At 34.1% G+C, this 24,014-nt stretch carries 26 protein-coding genes; 16 read left to right on the plus strand and 10 right to left on the minus strand.

All coding sequences use genetic code 11. The annotated features are described in order from the left end of the window. Positions 1-290 precede the first annotated feature (290 nt). The 5 genes from leuC (at position 291) to leuB (ending at position 5,864) form a co-directional block, all read left to right on the plus strand. Positions 291-1,685 (plus strand): 3-isopropylmalate dehydratase large subunit, encoded by a 1,395-nt coding sequence (leuC, locus tag AAYQ05_RS00225; RefSeq protein WP_121362563.1) that lies wholly within the window; start codon positions 291-293, stop codon positions 1,683-1,685. Between the two features lie 152 nt (positions 1,686-1,837). Next, on the plus strand, positions 1,838-2,434 hold the full coding sequence (gene leuD / locus AAYQ05_RS00230; protein WP_012023386.1) for a 3-isopropylmalate dehydratase small subunit: 597 nt from the start codon (positions 1,838-1,840) through the stop codon (positions 2,432-2,434). 85 nt (positions 2,435-2,519) lie between these two features. Further along, positions 2,520-3,092, plus strand: a complete 573-nt coding sequence (locus tag AAYQ05_RS00235; protein WP_343540425.1) for an O-methyltransferase — start codon at positions 2,520-2,522, stop codon at positions 3,090-3,092. A 42-nt stretch (positions 3,093-3,134) separates the two neighbouring features. Further along, the gene (locus tag AAYQ05_RS00240; protein WP_343540427.1) at positions 3,135-4,655 is read left to right on the plus strand and encodes a hydroxymethylglutaryl-CoA lyase-like TIM-barrel protein; all 1,521 of its coding nucleotides are present in this window, start codon (positions 3,135-3,137) and stop codon (positions 4,653-4,655) included. 153 nt (positions 4,656-4,808) lie between these two features. Next, on the plus strand, positions 4,809-5,864 hold the full coding sequence (gene leuB / locus AAYQ05_RS00245) for a 3-isopropylmalate dehydrogenase (RefSeq protein ID WP_343540429.1): 1,056 nt from the start codon (positions 4,809-4,811) through the stop codon (positions 5,862-5,864). A gap of 142 nt (positions 5,865-6,006) precedes the next feature. Here leuB and rbp read toward each other — a convergent pair whose 3' ends face one another. Beyond that, a complete protein-coding gene (rbp, locus tag AAYQ05_RS00250; RefSeq protein ID WP_177211265.1) occupies positions 6,007-6,354 on the minus strand; it encodes an RNA-binding regulator in 348 nt (115 codons plus the stop codon). 113 nt (positions 6,355-6,467) lie between these two features. Further along, on the minus strand, positions 6,468-6,965 hold the full coding sequence (locus AAYQ05_RS00255) for a DUF6252 domain-containing protein (protein ID WP_343540431.1): 498 nt from the start codon (positions 6,963-6,965) through the stop codon (positions 6,468-6,470). 190 nt (positions 6,966-7,155) lie between these two features. On the opposite strand from AAYQ05_RS00255, the gene AAYQ05_RS00260 reads away from it, so the two are divergent. The 3 genes from AAYQ05_RS00260 to AAYQ05_RS00270 all read left to right on the plus strand — a co-directional run bounded on the left by AAYQ05_RS00260 (position 7,156) and on the right by AAYQ05_RS00270 (position 9,046). After that, complete coding sequence (locus AAYQ05_RS00260) at positions 7,156-7,719, plus strand: 30S ribosomal protein S16 (RefSeq protein WP_281634557.1); 564 nt, start codon at positions 7,156-7,158, stop codon at positions 7,717-7,719. Positions 7,720-7,735: 16 nt separating this feature from the next. After that, on the plus strand, positions 7,736-8,260 hold the full coding sequence (gene rimM, locus AAYQ05_RS00265) for a ribosome maturation factor RimM (protein WP_281634556.1): 525 nt from the start codon (positions 7,736-7,738) through the stop codon (positions 8,258-8,260). Positions 8,261-8,338: 78 nt separating this feature from the next. Next, positions 8,339-9,046 (plus strand): tRNA1(Val) (adenine(37)-N6)-methyltransferase, encoded by a 708-nt coding sequence (locus AAYQ05_RS00270; RefSeq protein WP_343540433.1) that lies wholly within the window; start codon positions 8,339-8,341, stop codon positions 9,044-9,046. A gap of 18 nt (positions 9,047-9,064) precedes the next feature. Here the strand turns inward: AAYQ05_RS00270 and AAYQ05_RS00275 are convergent, their stop codons facing one another. The 7 genes from AAYQ05_RS00275 to AAYQ05_RS00305 all read right to left on the minus strand — a co-directional run bounded on the left by AAYQ05_RS00275 (position 9,065) and on the right by AAYQ05_RS00305 (position 17,583). Beyond that, a complete protein-coding gene (locus AAYQ05_RS00275; protein ID WP_343540435.1) occupies positions 9,065-9,448 on the minus strand; it encodes a hypothetical protein in 384 nt (127 codons plus the stop codon). 40 nt (positions 9,449-9,488) lie between these two features. Beyond that, the gene (locus tag AAYQ05_RS00280) at positions 9,489-11,132 is read right to left on the minus strand and encodes a S41 family peptidase (RefSeq protein WP_343540437.1); all 1,644 of its coding nucleotides are present in this window, start codon (positions 11,130-11,132) and stop codon (positions 9,489-9,491) included. Positions 11,133-11,170: 38 nt separating this feature from the next. Continuing rightward, positions 11,171-12,466 (minus strand): HlyD family secretion protein, encoded by a 1,296-nt coding sequence (locus AAYQ05_RS00285; protein ID WP_343540438.1) that lies wholly within the window; start codon positions 12,464-12,466, stop codon positions 11,171-11,173. A gap of 2 nt (positions 12,467-12,468) precedes the next feature. Next, positions 12,469-14,661 (minus strand): peptidase domain-containing ABC transporter, encoded by a 2,193-nt coding sequence (locus AAYQ05_RS00290; protein ID WP_343540439.1) that lies wholly within the window; start codon positions 14,659-14,661, stop codon positions 12,469-12,471. Between the two features lie 140 nt (positions 14,662-14,801). Next, positions 14,802-14,966, minus strand: a complete 165-nt coding sequence (locus AAYQ05_RS00295) for a hypothetical protein (protein ID WP_343540441.1) — start codon at positions 14,964-14,966, stop codon at positions 14,802-14,804. An 814-nt stretch (positions 14,967-15,780) separates the two neighbouring features. After that, positions 15,781-15,963 carry a hypothetical protein gene (locus AAYQ05_RS00300; protein WP_281634549.1) on the minus strand — a complete coding sequence of 61 codons (183 nt, stop codon included), beginning with the start codon at positions 15,961-15,963 and terminating at the stop codon, positions 15,781-15,783. Positions 15,964-16,026: 63 nt separating this feature from the next. Beyond that, positions 16,027-17,583, minus strand: a complete 1,557-nt coding sequence (locus tag AAYQ05_RS00305; RefSeq protein ID WP_343540442.1) for a vitamin K epoxide reductase family protein — start codon at positions 17,581-17,583, stop codon at positions 16,027-16,029. Between the two features lie 576 nt (positions 17,584-18,159). Here AAYQ05_RS00305 and AAYQ05_RS00310 point away from each other — a divergent pair. Genes AAYQ05_RS00310 through AAYQ05_RS00330 form a run of 5 tightly spaced genes read left to right on the plus strand, consistent with a single transcriptional unit; the run spans position 18,160 to position 19,110 of the window. Then, complete coding sequence (locus tag AAYQ05_RS00310) at positions 18,160-18,309, plus strand: hypothetical protein (protein ID WP_343540443.1); 150 nt, start codon at positions 18,160-18,162, stop codon at positions 18,307-18,309. Between the two features lie 58 nt (positions 18,310-18,367). Further along, on the plus strand, positions 18,368-18,517 hold the full coding sequence (locus AAYQ05_RS00315) for a hypothetical protein (protein ID WP_343540444.1): 150 nt from the start codon (positions 18,368-18,370) through the stop codon (positions 18,515-18,517). Between the two features lie 47 nt (positions 18,518-18,564). Beyond that, positions 18,565-18,714 (plus strand): hypothetical protein, encoded by a 150-nt coding sequence (locus tag AAYQ05_RS00320; RefSeq protein WP_343540445.1) that lies wholly within the window; start codon positions 18,565-18,567, stop codon positions 18,712-18,714. Positions 18,715-18,761: 47 nt separating this feature from the next. Further along, complete coding sequence (locus tag AAYQ05_RS00325) at positions 18,762-18,911, plus strand: hypothetical protein (RefSeq protein ID WP_343540446.1); 150 nt, start codon at positions 18,762-18,764, stop codon at positions 18,909-18,911. Between the two features lie 49 nt (positions 18,912-18,960). Then, a complete protein-coding gene (locus tag AAYQ05_RS00330; RefSeq protein ID WP_343540447.1) occupies positions 18,961-19,110 on the plus strand; it encodes a hypothetical protein in 150 nt (49 codons plus the stop codon). Positions 19,111-19,120: 10 nt separating this feature from the next. On the opposite strand, the gene AAYQ05_RS00335 is transcribed toward AAYQ05_RS00330, so the two are convergent. After that, positions 19,121-20,785: a helix-turn-helix domain-containing protein gene (locus AAYQ05_RS00335; RefSeq protein WP_343540449.1), complete on the minus strand. Its 1,665-nt coding sequence runs from the start codon at positions 20,783-20,785 to the stop codon at positions 19,121-19,123. A 286-nt stretch (positions 20,786-21,071) separates the two neighbouring features. On the opposite strand from AAYQ05_RS00335, the gene AAYQ05_RS00340 reads away from it, so the two are divergent. From AAYQ05_RS00340 to AAYQ05_RS00350, 3 genes are all read left to right on the plus strand, one after another. Next, a complete protein-coding gene (locus AAYQ05_RS00340; RefSeq protein ID WP_281634545.1) occupies positions 21,072-22,250 on the plus strand; it encodes an acyl-CoA dehydrogenase family protein in 1,179 nt (392 codons plus the stop codon). A 91-nt stretch (positions 22,251-22,341) separates the two neighbouring features. After that, complete coding sequence (locus AAYQ05_RS00345) at positions 22,342-23,124, plus strand: DUF3050 domain-containing protein (RefSeq protein ID WP_343540452.1); 783 nt, start codon at positions 22,342-22,344, stop codon at positions 23,122-23,124. A 111-nt stretch (positions 23,125-23,235) separates the two neighbouring features. After that, entirely contained in the window at positions 23,236-24,009 is a 774-nt protein-coding gene (locus AAYQ05_RS00350) for an AraC family transcriptional regulator (RefSeq protein WP_343540454.1), read from the plus strand. Positions 24,010-24,014: the final 5 nt, after the last annotated feature.

The following is a 24,014-nucleotide window of genomic DNA, read 5'->3' on the forward strand; positions in this document are numbered from 1 at the left end:
CAAATTCTTATATTTTGTATTGATTTTGAGATAAATTTGCAAACTATTAAAACAAAAAACAAACAAGAAAAATTAAAGCCGAAAAAGAATAGCTAAATCAGTTTCTTAATCATTTTTCTTTCAAATTTTAGTTTGCAAAAGCCATTTGGCAATTTGTAAATTAGTTTGGGTATCGTATATAATGAAATATTGAAATTGACGCTTTTTTATCTTTTTTTACTTTTGTTTTGCTATTATAATGAACAGGAAATTGCTGTGGTTATAGAAATTACAATTAAAAAAAATAAAAAATGAGTAAGACATTATTTGACAAAGTATGGGATTCACATGTTGTGCGTAAAATTGAAGATGGACCAGATGTGTTTTTTATTGACCGCCATTTCATTCATGAAGTTACGAGTCCTGTTGCTTTTTTAGGATTAAAATCAAGAGGCGTTAACGTATTATATCCGGAACGTACTTTTGCAACTGCCGACCACAATACACCAACCATAAACCAACATTTACCAGTTCAAGATCCGCTTTCAGCTAACCAGCTTCAGGCTCTTGAAGATAATGCTAACGAGTACGGAATTTCGCACTGGGGATTAGGACACCAAAAAAATGGAATTGTACACGTAGTAGGTCCTGAAAACGGAATTACTTTGCCAGGCGCAACTATTGTATGTGGAGATTCACATACGTCTACTCACGGTGCTTTTGGAGCTATCGCTTTTGGTATCGGAACATCTGAGGTTGAAATGGTGCTTTCTACTCAATGTATTATGCAGCCAAAACCAAAGAAAATGCGTATCAACGTAAACGGTAAATTAAGCAAAGGTGTTGGTCCAAAAGACGTTGCACTTTATATAATTGCTCAATTGACCACTTCTGGAGGAACAGGATATTTTGTTGAATATGCTGGTGATGTTTTCGAAAACATGACTATGGAAGGCCGTATGACAGTTTGTAACTTAAGTATCGAAATGGGTGCTCGTGGAGGAATGATTGCTCCTGACCAAACAACTTTTGATTTCTTAGAAGGAAGACTTTACGCTCCAAAAGGAGAAGCTTGGACAAAAGCGGTTGAATATTGGAAAACGCTAAAAACTGATGCTGATGCTGTATTTGATGCTGAATTAAACATCAAAGCTGAAGACATTGAACCAATGATTACTTATGGTACAAACCCAGGTATGGGAATTGGTATCACAAAACATATCCCAAGTGCAAAAGAAGTTGAAGGCGGCGAGGAAACTTACAAAAAATCTTTGGCTTACATGGGCTTTAACGAAGATGATGTAATGATTGGAAAACAAATCGATTACGTTTTCTTAGGAAGTTGTACAAACGGACGTATTGAAGATTTTAGAGCTTTTGCTGAAATCGTAAAAGGAAGAAAAAAAGCAGATAATGTTACCGCTTGGTTAGTTCCGGGTTCTCACGTTGTTGAAGCTCAGATTAAAGAAGAAGGTATTTTAGATATCTTGACTGAAGCTGGTTTCGTATTACGTCAGCCGGGTTGTTCTGCTTGTTTAGCAATGAACGATGATAAAGTTCCTGCTGGAAAATATGCAGTAAGTACTTCAAACAGAAACTTTGAAGGTCGTCAAGGTCCTGGTTCAAGAACGCTTTTAGCTAGTCCAATTATGGCTGCTGCAGCTGCTGTTACAGGAAAACTAACAGACCCGAGAGAATTATTCTAATTCTCGCTGTAAGCTTTAAGCAATAGGCTTTAAGCTTTTTACAGCAACCTGAAAAGGCTTACAGCTTATAGCTTATTGCCTAAAGCAAAAAAAATAATACACTGTAGGAAAAGCCTAAAACTTACAGCCTACAGCCTAAAGCAACAAAAAAAATGGCATACGATAAATTTAATATACTTACCAGCAGTGCAGTGCCACTGCCAATTGAGAACGTAGATACAGATCAAATCATCCCAGCTCGTTTCTTAAAAGCTACAAAACGTGAAGGTTTTGGAGACAACCTTTTTAGAGACTGGAGATATAATGGAGACGATACTCCAAAAGCTGATTTCGTTTTAAATAACCCAACTTACAGCGGAAAAATCTTAGTTGGAGGAAAAAACTTCGGTTCTGGATCTTCTAGAGAGCATGCCGCTTGGGCAGTTTACGATTACGGATTCCGTGCTGTAGTTTCTAGTTTCTTTGCTGACATCTTCAAAGGAAACTGTTTAAATATTGGTGTTTTGCCAGTACAAATCAGCCCTGAGTTTTTGGCAAACATTTTCGAAGCTATCGAAGCTGATCCAAATACAGAATTAGAAATCAACCTTCCAAACCAAACAATTACTTTATTGTCAACTGGTGAGCAAGAATCATTCGCTATTAACGGTTACAAAAAAAATAACATGATTAATGGTTTTGACGATATTGATTATTTACAAAACATGAAGGAAGATATTAAGGCTTTCGCCGATAAACTTCCGTACTAAAAAATCAGGTTCAGTCCTTTGAGACCCGACAGGTTTTTGAAACCTGTCGGGTCTTTATAAGTTAAATAAAACACTTCCACAAAAAATGATCGACACCAACATTGAATTGCCAAAATCGTATTCAGAGATCAAAACCGACTCGGAAAAAATTTCGTTTTCAATGCCTTCTGATCTGCACACAGGGAGTTTTCTTAGGACATTGGTTGCTACAAAAAAAGATGGCCACTTTTTAGAATTAGGAACTGGAACAGGATTGTCACTTGCATGGATGATTGAAGGAATGAGTAAAAACTCAACATTAATTACAATTGACAACTCATCAGAATATCAAAGAATTGCAAAAAAACATATTCAGAATCCAAACGTTTCATTCGTTTGTGAAGATGCCGAAAATTGGATTTTAAATTACGACAATTCAAAGTTCGATTTGATTTTTGCCGACGCATGGCCAGGAAAATATGTGGTTTTTGATGAAACTCTAAACTTATTGAAATCTGGCGGAATTTATTTAATTGATGATATGCTTCCTCAACCAAACTGGCCGCTAAATCATGATAAAAATGTCGAAAGACTTATTCAGGATTTAGAAAACAGAACAGACATTCAGTTGACAAAAATGTGCTGGTCAACTGGTCTAATTCTGATAACAAAAAAATAAAATAGTAAGCATTGTCTTATTGCAAAAGCTAACAATATAATAATGGAAAAAAGAAAAATTGAAATAATGGATACGACGCTTCGTGATGGTGAACAAACCTCAGGAGTATCTTTTTCTGCTGCAGAAAAACTAACCATTGCGCAATTATTGTTGGAGGAATTAAATATTGATAGAATCGAAATTGCTTCTGCCCGCGTAAGCGAAGGAGAATTTCAGGCCGTAAAAGGTATTACTTCATGGGCTGAAGAACGTGGTTACATTGACAGAATCGAAGTTCTGACATTTGTTGACGGAGGCGTTTCAATTGACTGGATGAAAAAAGCTGGCGCTAAAGTTCAAAATTTATTGACCAAAGGTTCAATGAATCACTTAACGCATCAATTGAAAAAGACTCCTGAACAACATTTTTCTGAAATTACTCAAATCATTGCTTTAGCAAAAGAAAATTATATTGAAACCAATGTTTATCTGGAAGACTGGAGCAACGGAATGCGAAATTCTCCAGATTATGTATTTCAATTTTTGGATTTCTTAGCAACTCAGCCAATCAAAAGAGTTTTACTTCCTGACACTTTAGGCGTTTTAATTCCGTCTCTGACTTTTGAATTTATTTCGAAAATCAGAGCAAAATATCCAAATATTCACTTTGATTTCCATGCACACAATGACTACGACTTAAGCATTGCTAATGTCATGGAAGCCATAAAAGCGGGAATCAACGGACTTCACGTAACGGTAAACGGAATGGGAGAACGTGCTGGAAACGCGCCTCTTGAAAGTACTGTTGCTGTAATCAACGATTATTTACCGCAAGTAAATATCAATGTAAAAGAAACTTCATTGTATTCTGTAAGCAAGTTAGTTGAAACTTTTACAGGCTACAGAATTCCTGCAAATAAACCAATTGTAGGCGACAACGTTTTTACACAGACAGCCGGAATTCATGCCGATGGAGACAACAAAAACAATCTTTATTTCAACGATCTTCTTCCAGAACGTTTTGGAAGAAAAAGAAAATATGCTCTCGGAAAAACTTCTGGAAAAGCCAATATTGAAAAAAATCTTCAGGAATTAGGTTTAAAACTAAACAACGAAGATTTGAAATTGGTTACCCAAAGAATTATCGAACTAGGCGACAAAAAAGAAACCGTAACTAAGGAAGATCTTCCATACATTATTTCTGATGTTTTGGACAGTCATACTTACGAAGAAAAAATCACTATAAATTCTTATATGCTGGTTCATTCAAAGGGAATGCGCCCATCTACGACTTTATCTTTAAATTTAAACGGAGAAATAATCGAAGAAAACGCACAAGGAGACGGTCAGTTTGATGCTTTTATGAATGCTTTATCGAAGATTTACAAAAGCAAAAAACTAACGCTTCCAAAATTAATCGATTATGCCGTAAGAATCCCGCCGGGAAGTAGTTCTGATGCGTTGTGCGAAACCATTATTACATGGACAAATAACGGAAAAGAATTCAAAACCCGCGGATTAGATTCAGATCAAACTGTTGCAGCGATTATTGCAACGCAAAAAATGCTCAATATAATTACTTAAGGCGCTAAGCCACTAAGGTTCTAAGATTTTTCTTTGACCTTAGAACCTTAGCGACTCAGAACTTTAGAACCTTTAAAAAAAAACTAAGCCACTAAGAAGAAAAACTTAGAAGCTTAGCAACTCAGAACCTTAGAACCTTTTAAAAAATATAGAATGAAATTAAACATAGCCCTATTAGCCGGAGACGGAATCGGACCAGAAGTAATAAATGAAGCAGTAAAAGTATCTGATGCTGTTGCAAAAAAGTTCGGACACGAAATTACATGGAAACCCGCTTTAACTGGAGCTGCTGCAATTGATGCAGTAGGTGAACCTTATCCAGATTCAACACATGAAGTTTGTAAAAATGCCGATGCCGTTCTTTTTGGAGCAATCGGACACCCAAAATACGATAACGATCCTTCTGCATCAGTACGACCAGAGCAAGGTTTATTAAAAATGCGTAAAGCATTAGGTTTGTTTGCAAACGTAAGACCAACTTTTACTTTCCCATCTTTATTAGATAAATCGCCACTAAAAAGAGAAAGAATCGAAGGAACTGACTTAGTTTTCTTAAGAGAATTAACAGGCGGAATTTACTTTGGCGAAAAAGGAAGAAAAGATAACGGAGATACAGCATACGATAACTGCGTTTACACTAGAGCTGAAGTACAGCGTTTAGCTAAAAAAGGTTTTGAATTAGCCATGACACGTTCTAAAAAATTATGCTGCGTTGATAAAGCAAACGTTTTGGAAACTTCACGTTTGTGGAGAGAAACTGTTCAGGCAATGGAAAAAGATTATCCAGAGGTTGAAGTTAGCTACGAGTTTGTTGATGCGGTTGCTATGCGTTTAGTTCAATGGCCAAATTCTTATGACGTATTAATTACTGAAAACTTATTTGGAGACATCTTAACAGACGAAGCTTCTGTAATTTCAGGTTCAATGGGATTAATGCCTTCTGCATCTATGGGAGCTGAAGTATCTTTATTTGAACCTATTCACGGATCTTATCCACAAGCTACCGGATTGAACATTGCTAACCCAATGGCTACTATTTTATCTGCTGCCATGATGTTCGAAAATTTCGGATTGATGGAAGAAGGAAAAGCGATGAGAGATGCTGTGAACAAAGCTTTAGAAGCTGGAGTAGTTACAGAAGATTTAGCTAATGGCGGAAAAGCATACGGCACTAAAGAAGTTGGTGACTGGTTAGCTGCTAATGTATAATTTTTGTTTCAGGTTTTTATTTTGTTTCAAGTTTCAGGTTGTTGGAACGTGAAACAAATAAAATCTGAAACCTGAAACAAATTTTTACATAAAAAAAGGGATCAACTTTCGTTGATCCCTTTTATATTTTAGAAAAAAAATATTAATATCCTCCTCTGTTTCCGCGGTCGTTTCCACCACGGTTGTTTCCGTAACCACCGCGGTCATTTCCACCACGATTGTTATTAAAACTTCTTCTTTCGCCTTCTGGTTTTGGCTCAGATTTGTTCACAACGATTGTACGTCCTGCAACAACAGCACCGTTCAATTCGTCGATAGCTTTTTGAGCCTCATTATCATTTGGCATTTCAACAAAACCAAAGCCTTTACTTCTTCCAGTAAATTTATCAGTAATAATTTTAACAGAGTCAACTGTTCCATAAGCCTCAAAAGACTCTCTTAAATCTGCTTCCTCAATACTGAATGGAAGGCTTCCAACAAAAATATTCATAGATATTTATTTATAATAATAAGCAAATGTAATCTTATTTCTATCTAATCCACTATGTTATGAGTTTATTTAAGTTTTTATTTTGATTTAACCAGAAATACTTCGATCAGAACTTAATTATTCGCAGCAACAATGCTATGTTCTGGTGTTACAGGAATTTTATAGAAAACACCTTCTGAAAAATGAATTGTTTGTTTTTCAGCATCAGCATCAGCATTAACCGCCGTAAATTTAAACGTGCCCGAAATGGTATTATCGATTGCATTATATTCTGTAATGATAATTTCTCCATTTCCTTTGCCAGTTCCAGTACTAAATTCTGCTTCTTGTCCTTTATATGTTTTCTTATAAACAACTTTCGTATCATCATCTACACCTAAAAAATACGTTTTCTTAGCTGGTTCAGGAATCTGAAATCTTATCTGATCGGAATCTAAAGAACCTTCAATAGTAAAAAACCCATCGGTCTCTATACCAGCTTGAAAAACTTGTGCTCTCCAAAAAACATTATCTTTTAAGGCTTGAAAAGCTTTATTATTAGACGTCACATCCTCTGATGTGCAGGATACAACTAGTAGTAAAAGTGATAAAAAACAAAAGTATTTTTTCATATTTAAAATGAATTTGCTGCAAAAGTATCGTATTAAGAGCTAAACCCTAAAATTTAAAAAGTCAAAAAAATGCTAAAAAAACGACTCCAGTATATTTATTGCCTTTTAAAACGTGTTTTTCATAAAAAAATTATATCTTTGCGCCCTTAATTAACAGAGGTCGAGTACCTCAAAATTTAATCACTAGATTATGTCAGTAAAAATTAGATTACAAAGACACGGTAAAAAAGGAAAACCTTTTTACTGGGTAGTAGCTGCAGATGCACGCTCAAAAAGAGATGGTAGATACTTAGAGAAAATCGGTACTTACAATCCAAACACTAACCCAGCAACTGTTGAGTTAAACCTTGACAGCGCAGTTAAATGGTTACACAACGGTGCTCAACCAACTGATACTGCAAGAGCTATCCTTTCTTACAAAGGTGCTTTATTGAAACACCACCTAGATGGAGGAGTTCGTAAAGGTGCTTTAACACAAGAGCAAGCAGATGCTAAATTAACTGCTTGGTTAGAATCAAAAGCTGGAAAAGTTGATGCTAAAAAAGATGGTTTATCTAAAGCAAAAGCTGATGCTAAAGCAAAAGCTTTAAAAGCTGAGCAAGAAATCAACGCTAAACGTGTTGCTGATGCTGCTGCTGCACAAGCTGAAGCTGCTGCCGCTGAACAAGCTGCTGAGGCTACTGAAGAAGTTGCTGAAGTTGAAGCTGAAGAAGCTCCTGCTGCTGAAGAGAATAACGAAACAACTGAAGCATAATTTTTACTTGGCGATAATGCGTAAAGAAGATTGTTTTTATTTAGGTAAAATCGCTAAAAAATTTAGTTTCAAAGGTGAAGTCTTAGTCTATTTAGACACAGATGAACCTGAGTTATACGAAAATCTGGAATCAGTGTTTGTTGAACACAACAAACACTTGGTTCCTTTTTTTATTGAAAAAAGCTCTTTACATAAAAACGACTTTTTAAGAGTTAGTTTTGAAGATGTTAATACCGAAGAAGATGCAGACGCTTTAATCGGAAACGGTGTTTTCCTTCCTTTATCTATGTTGCCAAAACTTACTGGCAACAAATTCTACTATCATGAAGTTATTGGTTTCGAAATTGAAGACAAACGTCTTGGTATTTTTGGCAAAATAACTTCGATAAATGATTCTACTGCTCAGCCACTTTTCGAAGTTTTAAATGGCGAAGTTGAAATGCTAATTCCAATGATTGACCATTTCTTGGTTAAAATTGATCGCGAAAACAAAAAAGTAATCATGGATCTTCCTGAAGGTCTTGTGGAGATGTATCTTTAATTTAGTGTTCAGTCTCAGTTTTAAGTGTTCAGTTTCTTATCTGAATTCAAAATCTTAAATAATAAATTAGAATTTACTATGTTTCAGTTTAAGCAATTTTCTGTTAAACAAGACAAAACCGCTATGAAAGTAGGCACAGATGGTGTTTTACTTGGCGCTTGGGCTCCTATTCATCATAATCCGTTTAGTATTTTAGATGTTGGCGCTGGAACTGGAATTATTGCCTTAATGCTCGCTCAACGAACTCATGCTGAACAAATTGATGCGCTTGAAATTGATGAAGACGCTTACGAACAAGCGGTAGAAAATTTTGAAAGTTCTCCTTGGGCCGATCGCTTATTCTGCTTTCATGCTGGTTTAGATGAATTTATTGAAGAACCGGAAGATGAATATGATTTAATTGTTTCGAATCCGCCTTTTTATGCTGAAGACTATAAAACTGAAAACGAACAACGCGATTTAGCTCGTTTTCAAGACGCAATGCCATTTGAAGAATTGGTTGAAGCTGCCGATTTATTACTTTCAGAAAACGGAATATTTGCTTTAATTATTCCCTTTAAAGAAGAAGAAAAATTTATTGCCCTAGCAAAAGAATCAGAACTCTATCCAATAAAAATCACGAGAGTTAAAGGAACTCCAAAATCGGAAATTAAGCGTAGTTTATTAGCTTTTAGCCGTAATGAAGTTCCTGAAATTGAAATCGACGAACTTATTGTCGAAATCGACAGACACGTTTATACTCCTGAATATATTGAATTTACTAAAGATTTTTATTTAAAGATGTAAAAAATATCTTTAAATAAATTATTCTTTTTGCAGACACACTCCTCTTTGAAAATCTATTCCATTCGGGTATTCTTCATTAAAATATACTATATTATAAGTAACGCATTCATCGTCTGTATAAATTATTTCTGCTACACTTTTATCCCCAATTTTAACATTCTCAGCTCCAAAATTTTTAATACAAACCCTTTCAAGTTTGCAATCACTAAGCCATTTGACACTCCAAACGGTTTGCAATTTACTATCAAAATAACACTCTTCAATAGAATCTTTTCGAATAGCGTATTCATCTGGAAAAGCTGGAGCCCCAAACTTTCCATTCTTAAATCTAATGCAATCTAATTTTTGAGAATAAGCAGCAGTTCCCAATAATATTAAACAAAAAACGATGATTTTTTTCATGATATTTTTTTACTGTTATTTTTTTACTGTTATTTTTTAATTATTTACCATTTTTAGCAAAAAGAATTGCTCTTTCAAGAACTTCGTCCTTACCTTGCTGAATACCTAAAATTGTTGGTTTAACTTCGATATCTGGAACAATACCAATTCTTTGTGTTTCTTTTCCGTTTGGATAAAAAATTCCAAAACCTGTAAATATGGTTGAATAACCTTTTATAATTTCAAATCTGCATGTTCCACCATCTGCACCCGAAGTCTGACTACCAATGATTGTGGCATTTGGAGCTGCTTGCAGACACATTACTAAATGCTCCCCATGGCTTTGCGTTTTTTCATTTTGCAAAATAATCACTTTGCCTTTATAATAATCAGCATTTGTTTTTCCCGTTTTTTGATCTTCTCTCCAAACATATCTCCCCGGATATGTCAAGTCTGCATCTATAAATTTTGCAAATGCTTTTTCTCCTGGATATAAATATTGTGCTATGTCTTCTTCAATATTTGGTTCTTGGGGGTATTTTCTGGCGTCAAAAACAATTGCTCTTGTATTTTCAAATTGCTTCATTACACTAGGAAGCTCATCTGCTTTTATTCTCTCAACATCAACGTACCCAATGCTATCATCTAATAATTTCCATTTCTCTGCATTTTTAGCATTTGTGATTCTTAGTTTTGAATAGGTGTAACGTTTAACTTTTTTAACAGAAGTGGTGTTGTCACGAATAAATTCGATTTCGATTGATTCTGTTTTTCCATTGAAAACAGCCCAATAAATATTTTTTAAAATTGCAGGCAAATTAGAGCCCTCTGCATACTTCAAATTTTCCTTGATTAAATCTCCTACTGCTTTTCCATCAACTTTTGTAACCACATCTCCTATTCTAAAATCATCAATTTTAGCTAGTGAATCATTTTTTAAAGCAACAACAACCGCTTTATTATCTATAAAAGCTACATCAGCAGTAATAAATTTATCTCCAAAATAATCATACATCTGCCTCATTTGAGTCGAAGCGTGCGTATCGTTTAGTTTTATTGAAATTTCACGCATCGCTAATGCAAAATCCATTTCAGATTCTGGATTACTGAATCGAGGCATCATTTCTATTAAAACAGAATCCCAACTTTGGTCCATTTTATATTTATACGGAAAAAAGTATTCCATTTGATTCCAATAACGAAAGAGAGCCAAAAGACGCAGATTCTTATCCGTCCATTTAAATTCCTTGTACTTAACCTCGTTTATTACTTCTATATAGGGATTAGAAGTGTAATAGAATTGTTGATTCTTATTCCTGTTTTCTTCAATAAACTTTAATTTTTTTGAAAGTGATTTCGAGAACAGCTCCTTATTATTAAACCACGACAAGTCGAAGTTTTTGTCAAAATATTCTTTTTTTACATCGGGTTTTAGAATTTCTTGTTTTTTAATTTCTCCCAAAGAAACAATCCAATTTTCTAGAACTGAAGAAAATGCTTCAGAGGTCTGAGCTTCCTCGATTTTTGGCAAAATTTGAAATAGCTGTTCATCCCAATTTTTACTTCCATCGGTAACATTTGGATGATAATATTTTAGAAACCCCCAAACTTTGCAGGTTGCGGCTAACTTTTGAGTTTCTGTAATTGGTTTTGAAAAGGAGTATTGAAATAAGAGTAAAAATGTAATGAGTACTGTTTTTTTCATTGATAACTTGGGGTGGTTTAGGTTAGTTAAAATTGGTATTAAACTTGTTCAAAAATGTTCTTAAATTGATACAAAATTCTTTCGATTAAACGCAGATCTTCGGTTACAATTTCTGCGCTTCCTTTCATTTCCTGCTGAAAGGCAATCTGTTTATTGTAGGATGTTTTCAGTCCATCTGGAAGAGCCACGTCTATAAGCAGGTTTCCATCTTTATCGGGAACCAGTGAAATGTTTCTGATTTCGCCTTTTAAAACCCCAAACTCTCTGTCAGGGAAATTGGCCAGACGGATATTGACGCGCTGCCCCACTTTAATTTTTCCTGAATTTAAAGCCGGCGCTTTTACTTTTCCTATAAAACTGTTTTTAGCATCCGGAATTATTGAAAACACATTATCTCCAACATTGATAGTCTGATTTTCATTCCAGACCTGCAGAAAAGTCACCTTACCGCTGATGGAAGATTTTAGCGCATAAGCCAGCTCCCAGTCCCTTATCACTTTTTTCAATTGATAGAAAGATTGTGACACGCTGCGTCCGAGATTAACTTCTTCTTTGGTGCTGTTTATCTGCAGATTCTGGCTCGATTTTGTATTGTCAATAAGAGAAGATTTCAGCTGAGAAATTGATGACAGCAGGCTTCTGTAATTCTTCTGCGCTTGAAGAAAACCTAATTTTTTCGCTTCCATTTCCTGAGCAGATATAATTCCTTTATTGAATAAAGTTTCAAATCGGGCCACTTCATTTTTCTGGAGATCCAGCTCCCTTTCATTTATCACTTTCTGCTGCTGCAGAATTTCTATCCTTTCGCTTATCTGGATTTTCTCAGACTGCTGCGCTCTGCTTTCCACCTGAAAAGGATGCAGGTCTTTATTTAGTTCCTGAGCCTGATAATCCTTCTGGAATGCCGCAAATGCGCTTTCTATTTCGCCTAACTGTGTGTTTTTTAACAGTCCAAAAGGAAATTCTTTCTTTGAGCCGTTTATATCATAACCGTCAACAATCTTTTTCAGCAGGAAAACATCTTTATAATTGGCTGTATTTTCAATAATGGCCAAAGTGCTGTTTTTTTCAACCAGCATTTTATTCGTGACCAGAATTGCTTCAATGCGCCCAGAAGATTTTGACACTATTTTTTCCGGCGGGATATTGGTTGTAATTACGATTTCGGTTTTCACGACATCCGGATATTTGACAAACCAGGAAACAAAAAACAGCATGATAATAATGGCAAATATTAAAACAGTTCCCCATCGTATCATCCAATGTGGCACTCTGGTCAGGATATCCTGAACCTCTTCGCTTCTTAATTCAAATGTATCGTTGTTTTCTGCCATAATTAATTCCCTAACTGCAGCTGATTTCTAACCAGCTCAAAATAACTGCCTCTCTGTCCAACCAGCTCAGCATGATTTCCGATTTCAATAATTCTGCCTTTATCCAAAACCACAATCTGATCCGCATTCATTACAGTACTTAATCGGTGCGCAATTACAATCACGGTTTTGTCCTTAAAGAAGATATCAAGCTTCTGCATAATTTCTTTTTCATTGTTGGCATCCAAAGCTGACGTTGCCTCATCAAAAAACAGAATTTCAGGGTTTTTATACACTGCCCTAGCAATCAGCATCCTCTGTTTCTGTCCGGTGCTCATTCCTACCCCTTCTGCGCCGATTTTGGTATTATAGCCCAATGGTAATTCGCTTATATACTGTTTGATATTTGCCACATCTGCAGCATAAACCAGTCGCTCCTTATCAATTTTATCTACTCCAAAGGCAATATTATTGGCTATGGTGTCGCTAAAAATAAATCCTTCCTGCATTACAGCCCCAATGCTTGATCTCCAGGCATGCTGCGATATGTTTTTAAGTTGTGAATTTCCAATTAGAATCTCTCCTTTTTCGGGTTCATAGAATTTAAGAAGCAGCTTCATGAGCGTTGTTTTTCCGCTTCCGCTGGTTCCGACAATTGCCGTTACCTTATTGGCTGGAATTTTTAAGGTTAAACTATCTAGAACCGGAATATCTGAACCTAGATATCTGTAGGAGACATTTTTTAATTCGATATCTGAATCATAAGGTACATCATGAGACTGATGCTCTTCCTGCTGCGTTTCATCTTCTTTTTCGTGAATCTCAGACAACCTTGCCAATGAAATTTTAGCATCCTGAAGCTCTCTCACAAATTGGATAAGCTGCGCGATTGGGCCGTTTAAGCTGCCTACAATCGAACTAATTGCTAGCATCATCCCCAGCGTGATGGAACCGTCGATAACTAGTTTTGCAGATAAAAAAGTAATGAAGATATTCTTTAATTCATTTATTACCGACGACCCGATGGTTTGCGATTGTTCTAAAACCAGTCCTTTTATCGAAACCCTAAAGAGCCTCGCTTGGACATATTCCCAACCCCATCGCTTCTGTTTTTCGGCATTATGAAGCTTAATTTCTTGCATTCCGTTAATAAGCTCCATAACTTTCCCCTGCTCATTGGAAACTTCCGCAAAACGTTTGTAGTCTAAAACCTCCCTCCGTTTTAAAAACATGCTTATCCAGCCAAAATAAAGAAGACTTCCAGCAAAAAACACCAAGAATATCTTTACATTGAAATAAGCCAGAACTCCTCCCAGCACAAACATGTTGATAATAGAAAAAAGCACATTTAAAGACGATGTGGTCAGTATTTTTTCAATTCTGTGATGGTCATTTATACGCTGCATGATGTCACCTGTCATTCGCACATCAAAAAAAGAAATCGGAAGATTCATTAGCTTGATAAAGAAATCTGAAATCAGTGAAATATTAATACGCGTGGAGAGATGAAGCAGTATCCAGCTTCTTATGAGCTCTAGACCTGTTCTTCCAGCAAAGAGAAACAGTTGGGCAAAGAGAATTAGATAAATAAAATGGATATTCTGGTTCTGGATTCCGACATCGACAATGCTCTGGGTCAAAAAAGGAAATATCAGCTGCAGCAAACTCCCGGCTAGCAACCCAATGCTTAGTTGAAAAAGATACGATTTGTATCGGATCACGTATTGGGACAAGATTCCAAAACCTAATCCTTTACGATCTTCTTTATCAAAATCAGATTGAAAAAATTTAGGTGTTGCTTCGATCAGCAGCGCAATTCCCTCCTTCGTCTCATTGCCGGCATTGCTGCCAATCCACAATTTTAAAAAATCTTCCTTATTGTATTCAATCAGCCCAAATGCAGGATCAGAAACATAGTAAGTCCCTTTTTTAATTCTATAAAGCACAACGTAATGGTTTTTATTCCAATGCAGAATGCACGGCAGAGGAGCTTCTTCCAGCCTTTCCAAGCTCAGTTTCACCCCCAAAGTCCGAAAACCGATTTTCTCGGCGGCATCACTCAGAAACAGGAGATTGCTTCCCTCGCGGGTCGTCTCGCTAAAGTCTCTAAGATCCTGAATATGGATTGTCTTACCGTAATGTTTGGCTATAATTTTTAGACATGTGGGGCCACAGTCTTTAAAATCTGCCTGCTTATAATGAGGGAATTTTTTCAATCTTATATTTAGGTTAATTTTGGCAATATTATACAAAAATTCTTAAAAAAATATTTATACAGAACTATTTTTATCAAAAAAAGCTTTGTTTTAACAACAAAGCTTTTTTTGATATTTTTATATCCTAGTTACTATAACAATTAATTGCTTTTACAATATCCCTCACCTACATCTGGAATCACGCAGTGAAAACCACTTTTACATGGAGGGTGTTCACCACCACAAGCAATTCCGCCTTTAATAGATCTTTGTTGTTCTCTAGTTAGCTCTTGAGCTCCTTCTAATTTTAAAATTTTCTTTAACATGCTTTTTTTGTTTTTTAGTTTGTTTGCACTCCAATCATTTTAAGACATTTGAAGTTTCTGTCTGTCTCTATAGATAAACTATCAGCTCTTGTAAACAAGGAGAAATAAATTCACTTCCCTAATACTTTAAATACGATAAATATTCGTAATTTAATTTCCTCTAGGAATATGGCACTTGATTAGCCCTAACCAAATAAAACTAATCAGGTGGCCAATTATCCTGAGAATCCCGACACCAATCATCAATGTTGGGATAATTTGCTCAATGTTCCACGATCGAGCGCCTACGAATTAAAAAAAACATGACTAAATTTTAAAAAGGCTTTATTTTACATTATTATAATTAGTTAATAATTTTTGACTTAACAACAAAGACGGCTTGTGTCACATATGCCCGATGACGTATTTAAAGGGCATGTTTCGCCTAGCGGTATTAAAAAACATCCAGCCTCTAAAGCATAAACCCAACATTCTGGAATTCCTCCTTTCATGGTTTTCTGTTCATTTTTATTTATGTAATGAGCACCTTCTAGGTTTAAAATCTTCTTTAGCATAATTAATTCCTTTTGATATAGCAATAGTTTTTTAAAATTGCTATATACCATTATAAATTAGCAAGTAGCGTATTTCTCAACAGCATTATCATGGCAATTGAGTTCTTGTAGATACTCACTTCCCAAAATGTTTTTCTGTTCCTTTTTTGTCAGCTTTCTTGTTTCTTTACTTTTTAAAATCTTTTCTAACATAACTGGCTATTTACATTTTTTGGTTTAAGCCTCAAATCTTAAATAACTTGATGCTCAAAAAATCTTCTTTAACAGCTTCCAACATAACTATTTGGTATGCAGTTCCAGTAAGCTGGCACTGTTCCAAATTCTGTACATCTTTTAGCTTTAAATCCATCTTCACAAATAGGAGCATGATCTCCATTTATTGTTTTCAGCTCATTCGCAGTCAATTCTACTGCACTTTTCAACTTCAAAATGTTCTTTAACATAACTGCAGGTTTTTTTAATCGGGGGTTATTCTCTTCTATTTCAACAGTTGAAGCTTCTGTATCTTATGCTATTTTCTCTAAAACTTGAACTTCATCTACATAATCATTTAAGAAATATTTCAACTCATTCAATTCATATTCATTTGGAAATAGCCTTTCGTTTACAATTTTAATAGGTGTGTAATTAAAATTGTTCATAGAGCACCAATCATATTGTTTCTGAATTTCCTGATTTATCATCATACTTACAGAATCAACATTCCATTTTTTAAGCCATTTCTTGTGCAACATTCTTTTGATGTACCAATCTGAAATCGCTTCTACCGTTTTTCCAGGTGTTGTTCTATTAATAGTTAAAAGTCTTTCAACAACTGCTTTATAAGGATTGTCGTTGTTTTCTGGATTAATATTAAAAAGAACATTCAAATATATTTTATCTGGAAACTTCAGCACCAAATCAAAAGCTTCTTGAAAAGTTTTGTAACAATGTCCACAGCTTGGACTAAGAATTACAGAAAGTCTTACTCCCGCATTTTTATTACCAAATGTCAAGCCTCTTAAATCTTCAAATCCTTTTGTGTATTTTACTTTTTTAGACAAGAAATTCAATAGAGCGTAATTTCTTTTAAATTTCTTAAGTTCTTTAAGAGAGTTCTCGTTATCAAGCATTTTTCTAATCATTACTTTAACTGTCGCCCAAATTGGCATTAAAAGCAATAAAGAGAATACATACGGAAAAACTTCATTAAAACTAAAACTCAATGTAAAAAGATCTGATGAAAACCAAATAATGCTTTGAGCCAATATTAAAAATGATATTGCTAAACACATTACACACCATTTTTGAATTTCAAATTTTTGAATCCAAATCGAACAAACTATTATTGGAATAGCCAACAAACTTAAAAGTCCAACAAAAATCGCAGAGCTTAAAGGCTGAACTAATATTGCGATGATGCTTGCACTAAAAAAAAGTAATGGCAAATCTGAGAAACTTAACCATCTGTTTGCAATATCATCGTTGAAACTTATTACTGAGTGACAAGAAGAATTAGAACTTAAATTACAGAATTTTGAAATTACGGTGTTTTTAACTCCCCATTTTTCTTGAACAATAAATATGCTTACAATTAAACCAAGAACTGATGTTACCAAGAATGATGCACTAAACCAGTTAAAACCATTATAATAAAAAGACAACCCTGCTACAAGTACAAAAGGCAAAAAATATTTGAGCCAATTATATTCGAACTTTAAATTGTCTCTTGCTACTACATTGTTAGGTTCAATGGCAACAATTACACCGTTCCAGTCTAAAAGAAATTTATCATAAGATAATTTTTGGCTTCCTTTTTTTGTGGTTGTGATTCTAACTCCACTTTTAATCTTTTCAACCAATATCAATTCATCTTTAAAATACGCCAAAAAGTTTGAAGGCAAATCTTCAATCTGCTCTTTCGAAACTCTTACAGCTGCATTCTCTACCGAAAGCAAATCAAACGAGTCTGTAATGGCAAACAAACTCGGATAATTTGGATGAGACAAAAACAGGTCCTTGAACTCATTTTTGATGTCTGAGTATCGATTGATTTGTAGAAATTTTTGGACGAGTTTTAACATCGTTTTTGATTGTTTTTAAATCATAATTACACTGCAAAGATTGGGGTTTTTATTGATAAAAATCACATAAACACATACATTTTATTAATTATACCACATACAATTTATAAATTATACCAAGTATAGTACAACGCGTAAATAATTTATTATCAAATAGTTATGCTGTTGTTTTTTTAACAAAAAGCTCAGAAAGCCCATTTTCGATTAACGGTTTTGCTTTTTATCTAGTTTTGGATAAGTAATAATCTAAACATCGAAAAACATGAAAATAAGGGCAAAAAAATCATACGAATTTCAAGAAAGAAAAACGTAATGAGGAGCTCTAAAAAAACAATTTTAATCGTAAAAAAGAGCCTCAAATCGGAAGTGAAAAACTCTCCAAAAAGCAAAAAGAAGCATCTTAATTTGGAAGTTTTATCTCACAAACAAAACCCAAGTTTTTACTGCTTCTGATCTATAATACTCAAAAAAACTTTTAACATAAACCAAATTTTTTTAGCGCTTTTTGCCGCATTTGCAAAGTTGCGAAAAAACAAATATGAAAGATTAATAGTACATAATATAAAATTCCAAAACATGAAAAGTAAAACATTCACATTAGCAGATTTCGAAGTAGAAAAAATAGACAAGAAAACTCAAAGAATTATTAGAGGAGGTGAAAACGAATCAATTGACCCGCCTGTTGTAAGCTATCCTATAAAAACCAATGGTGGAGGAAACGGCTGATAGGCATCTTAAAAATAGCGAAAATTCCAAAAAAAAAAGTAATCCAAAAAAAAAAGATATGAAAAATAAAATATTGACATTCAAAGATTTCGAGACAGAAAAAATAGACAAGAAAACTCAAAGAATTATTAGAGGAGGTGATGACGAACCTATTGATCCGCCTGTTGTAAGCTATCCTATAAAAACCAATGGCGGAGGAAACGGCTGATTCTTAATACATAATATTATAGTATAAAAAACTAAAAAATTCAAGACATGAAAATTAAAACACTGACATTCAAAGATTTTGAACTAGAAAAAATAGACAAAAAAACTCAAAGAATTATTAGAGGAGGTGAAAGCGAATCCATTGACCCGCCTGTTGTAAGTTATCCTATAAAAACTAATGGCGGAGGAAACGGCTGATTTGCATTTACAGATTTCAATTATAAAAAATAACTAAAAATTAAGACATGAAAACTAAAATATTGACATTCAAAGATTTCGAATTAGAAAAAATAGATACAAAAACGCAACGAATTATTCGAGGAGGCGGTAGCGACACTGTTGACCCGCCTGTTGTAAGTTATCCTATAAAAACCAATGGTGGAGGAAACGGCTGATCTTATTTTCAAATATGTAGTATAAAAAACAACTAAAAAAATTTAAACCATGAAAACTAAAATAGTGACATTCAAAGATTTTGAACTAGAAAAAATAGACAAAAAAACTCAAAGAATTATTAGAGGAGGTGAAAACGAATCTATTGACCCTCCTGTTGTAAGCTATCCTATAAAAACCAATGGTGGAGGAAATGGTTAATAATTCAAGCTTAAATATTGTTCGCAAATTGAGCTGGAGACACTCCAGTTCTTTTGCGAAACGATTTTGCAAATGAAACGGCATTTTTAAAACCAACACTTTCTGCAATTGCCTGAGTCGAATATTTACGATACAAATGATTTGTAATCATCTGATTAATAACATAATTAATCTTTAACTCATTTGAATATTCTCCAAAAGATTTTCCGAATCTTTTGTTGACAACATAAGATAAATAAGTTGTATTGGTTTTAATTTTTTTAGCAACATACGAAAGCGTAAAATCTGCATTTAGATATTCCAGTTTCTCTTCTAGCGCCAATAATTTTTCTACAATTTTATTTTCTTTAGCCTCATCAATACTAAGATTTGCATTTTCTTTTTTAAGCTGTGTATCTTCTTCTAGTTCTAGAGACTCTTCCAAAACTATGTTTTTCTCTAATGCTGCTTTTTCGATTTCTGCTTTTTCAGATTCTTTTTTCTCAAGATTAGCTTTAAACTCTTCAATTAAAGCGTTCATTTTTTTCTGCGCTCTATTCTTATCTCTAATATTTTTAATCAAGAAAAATACAATCCCAACAACCAAAATAACATAGAAGACTTTTAGGGCTTTATTCCATAAAACTTCATATTTATACTTCTCTTGAATGCTCAACATCTCATCACTCAGATTTGCAGTGCCCAATTTATAATTAACTTCTAAAGCTTCTTCCCGCAGTTGCCCCTCATATTTTTCATAAGAATCTAAATAAATTTTAGAATGCTTAAAAGCCAATTCAGGCTCGTTTAGAATATTATAAATTTTGGCCTGGACATAATTGGATTGAAAATAGCTCACATCTATTTTCTTCTCCTTAAGATAAAGCGAATCAACTTTTTTCAGGAATATCAGGGCTTTATCGTATTTCTTTTGAGCATAATAAAGATCTCCCAAATTATAATTTGCAGTCTTATAATAGTCCTCGTCATTATTTTGTTTCGCATACATTGCAATATCAAAATAAGACCTTTCGGCATTTTTAAAATCTTTTTTCAACAAATAGATATTTCCTAGACTTAAAGTAGCCGTCATTTTGTTATCCATATAGTTTTGAGAATAGGTTATCGCCCTTTTATAAAAGTATTCGGCCGAATCAAGTAAAAAGGCTTTACTTCGATTCTTCATATAATAACCTTCGTAGACATTCCCTAGATTGGTATAAATGTTACTTCTACTATTCTGAAATTGGTCTTTATCATAAAGACTTTCGTTCTTATCTAAAAAATCACTGTTTTGTCTAAGATTTTTAACGGCAAGTTCATAATTACCCACAGCTTCATTAACCAAGGCGATGTTACTTTTAAACTTTACAATCTGTATAACATCATTAGTTTTGATAGAGAGTTTAATTCCTTCCTGATAATTAGTAAGAGCATTACTAAAGTTTCGTCTCTTCCATTCTATCAATCCTCTATAATTATATAGATAAGCTCTAAGATTTATTTTTTGAACAGATTCTGGAAGTTTATTATAATAAGCTAATGCCTTGGTAAACCACTCATCACTTTTAGCTCTATTATTTTTTAATTGATAAAGATATGATCCTGCACCATAAGCAAATGCTATGTGTTCATTGTTGTTGGATTTCTTTAATTCTTCTGCATACTCAAGACCCTGGTCGAAGTTACCATTCATGCTGAAACGAATTTTATCCTGTAATTCTAAGTACCTTTGTTCCGTGAACTCCTCTTTGATTTGAGCAGTCCCACTGGAAAATATCAATAGTAAAAAAAATAAAGAGATGATCAGCCTCATTAAGTTAGTTTTTGGTATTCAAAAATAGTCTATAAATTATCAAAAAACTACAATTAATTTGCCAAATTCCTATTAATTTTATTTTTACTACGAAAAAATATAACAATTTAACCAGTATTTGTTATATTTTTATTATGTAAATTTGCTTTGCTAAAAATTAAAAAACATGAAACCAGACCTATTTCAATCTCCAGATTATTTTAACCTAGACGATTTATTATCAGACGAACATAAATTGGTTCGCGAATCTGCTCGTGCCTGGGTTAAAAAAGAAGTTTCTCCTATCATTGAAGAATATGCCCAAAAAGCAGAATTTCCTAAACAAATTATTAAAGGTCTTGGCGAAATTGGCGGTTTTGGACCTTATATCCCTGTAGAATATGGCGGTGCGGGATTAGACCAAATTTCTTATGGTTTAATTATGCAGGAAATAGAAAGAGGCGATTCTGGTGTAAGATCTACCTCATCTGTACAATCTTCTTTGGTAATGTATCCGATTTGGAAATATGGAAACGAAGAACAAAGAATGAAATACCTTCCAAAACTTGCTACGGGAGAATATATAGGCTGTTTTGGTTTAACCGAACCAGATCATGGGTCTGATCCTGGAAGTATGATTACCAATTTTAAAGATATGGGCGATCATTATCTTTTAAATGGTGCTAAAATGTGGATTTCGAATGCCCCATTTGCTGATATTGCTATTGTTTGGGCGAAAAACGAAGAAGGGAGAATTCATGGCTTAATTGTTGAGCGTGGTATGAAAGGATTTACAACTCCAGAGACGCATAACAAATGGTCGCTTCGTGCATCTGCAACTGGAGAATTAATTTTTGATAATGTAAAAGTTCCAAAAGAAAACCTTTTGCCAAATAAATCTGGGCTTGGCGCTCCTCTCGGATGTTTAGATTCTGCTCGTTATGGAATTGCATGGGGAGCAATTGGTGCTGCAATGGATTGTTATGATACCGCTTTAAGATATTCAAAAGAAAGAATTCAGTTTGGAAAACCAATTGGAGGAACACAGTTACAACAGAAAAAACTGGCAGAAATGATTACCGAAATCACAAAAGCCCAATTATTAACTTGGCGTTTAGGAGTTTTAAGAAATGAAGGTAGAGCAACTACTGCACAGATTTCTATGGCAAAACGTAATAATGTAAATATGGCCATTACTATTGCACGCGAGGCCAGACAAATGCTTGGAGGTATGGGAATCACGGGCGAGTACTCAATTATGCGTCATATGATGAACCTTGAAAGTGTGATTACTTATGAAGGAACTCACGATATACATTTATTGATAACTGGAATGGATGTAACCGGAATTCCAGCATTTAAATAATTGATAATTATTAAAATATATACAAAATCAATCTAAAAAGCTTCTTCTTCACGGAGAAGCTTTTTATCTTTGCACCAAAATTTTTTCAAAAATGAATATCGAAACGATAAACAAAAGCATACAACCACAAAAAGACCAACTATTAAATCATTCTTTATACAATAAGATTCAAAATATAGACGACCTGCACAGTTTTCTTGAAACTCACGTTTTTGCTGTTTGGGATTTTATGTCATTATTAAAAGCTTTACAAGCCAAACTTACCTGTACAACAACTCCTTGGTTTGCTACAAAAAATCCAGAAACTAGATATTTAATTAATGAAATTGTTCTTGCAGAAGAAACAGATTTAAGTATTGACGGAAAAAGACAAAGTCACTACGAAATGTATCTTGAAGCTATGGAAGCCTGCGGTGCAGATACAACAGGAGTTTTAAACTTCTTATCAGAGGTAAATTCTCTTCATAATATATTTGTTGCTATCAAGCAAAGTAATTTACATCCAAATGTAAAAGCCTTTTTAGATTTTACTTTTAGAGTTATTGAAGAAGGAAAACCACACGAAATTGCCGCTGCATTTACTTTTGGAAGAGAAGATTTGATTCCGAGTATGTTTACCGAAATCCTAAAGAACTTTCAAAAAAATCTACCAGAGAGCGATTTAGCAAAACTGTTATATTACTTTGAAAGACATATCGAACTAGATGCCGACGAACACGGACCAATGGCAATGACAATGATTACTGAATTATGTGAAGAAGATGCTCAAAAATGGAAAGAAGTTGAAGAGGTTTCAATTCTTGCCTTAGAAAAACGTATCGGACTTTGGAATGCTATTGAAGAAGAAATTGTAATGAAAACTGAAATGGTTTAAAAATAAAATAAGTTCTTAAAAAAATTCCAATAGCTTAATGTCGAAACAATTAAGCTATTGGAATTTTGTTTTTCATACCTTTGACGCTCAACCTGTTGAAAATACTTTCAAATGAAAATTATCGATTTCATTCCAACAGAACAGTTAAGGCCTTTTATTAAGACGTACAGAATTATCGAAAGCAAAGACGAATTGATAAATAGGGTTTTGCCCAACACTTCTCTAACAATTGCTTTTCGTTGCAAGGGTACTGTCAGTTATATTAAAGAAAATCAATTCGACAAATTGCCAATTTCTACAATTTCGGGTATTCGCAGATCGGTTCGTTTAATTAATTACGAAAAAGAAACCACAACTCTTGTCGTTCAGTTTAAAGAAGCTGGTGCTAAAGCTTTTTTTAAAGAACCACTTCATGAATTATTTGAAGAAAGTGTTTCGCTTGACAACTTTATTCCGCCACAAAAAATTGCTATTGTCGAAGAACTTTTAGCTGAAGCAAAAACCAATAATCAAAGGATTGCTGTTATCGAACAGTTTCTTCTGTCAAGGCTATACAATTATAAACCCGACGATTTAATCTCTGCTGCCATTACTATCATACAATCTAAAAAAGGTATCGTTAAAATAAAAGAACTTGCCGACTCACTCTATATCAGCCAAGACGCATTTGAAAAAAGATTCAGGAAAACAATTGGTTCCTCTCCAAAACAATTCTGTTATGTGATTCGCATAAAATCTATTATTGATCTTAAACAACAAAATCAAAACCTCATAGATCTAGCTTTTGACGCAGGTTATTTTGACCAGCCTCATTTTAATAAAGACTTCAAATTGTTCACAGGACAAACTCCAACTGAGTTTTTCAAATTTCCTTCTTTTTGGTAAATCAA

It is taken from the genome of Flavobacterium movens, from assembly GCF_039581425.1.
Classification (GTDB): domain Bacteria; phylum Bacteroidota; class Bacteroidia; order Flavobacteriales; family Flavobacteriaceae; genus Flavobacterium; species Flavobacterium luteolum.